This window comes from Hydrotalea flava (assembly GCF_001623405.1).
GTDB classification, from domain to species: Bacteria; Bacteroidota; Bacteroidia; order Chitinophagales; family Chitinophagaceae; genus Hydrotalea; species Hydrotalea flava.
Genome location: NZ_LUHG01000043.1, coordinates 1 through 431, shown reverse-complemented (window position 1 = coordinate 431; position 431 = coordinate 1). Strand labels below are relative to the sequence as shown.

General features: G+C 53.8%; 1 protein-coding gene. It reads right to left on the bottom strand.

The window, feature by feature from the left end; all coding sequences use genetic code 11:
* A partial coding sequence (locus A0F92_RS04255) for a hypothetical protein (protein WP_253810142.1) occupies positions 1-431 on the bottom strand: 431 nt, incomplete at both ends.

The following is a 431-nucleotide window of genomic DNA, read 5'->3' as shown; positions in this document are numbered from 1 at the left end:
ACCTGTTGCTCCTGTTGTTCCATTTTTTCCTGTTGCTCCGGTAGCTCCTGTTGCTCCTGTTGCTCCTGTTGCACCTGTTGCTCCTGTATTACCAGTGGCACCGGTCGCTCCTGTATTACCTGTGGCTCCTGTATTTCCTGTATTTCCTGTTGCACCGGTTGCTCCAGTGTTACCGGTGTTACCTACTGCACCTGTCGCACCTGTTTGACCAGTTGCTCCTGTATTACCTATTGCACCGGTCGCACCTGTATTACCAGTGGCACCTGTTGCTCCGTTTGTTCCGGTAGCGCCTGTATTACCAGTAGCTCCTGTGGCACCGGTCGCTCCATTTGTTCCGGTAGCTCCAGTATTACCAGTGGCACCTGTTGCTCCGTTTGTTCCATTGATTCCTGCTGCGCCGGTAGCTCCTGTTGCACCGGTTGCTCCGGTTG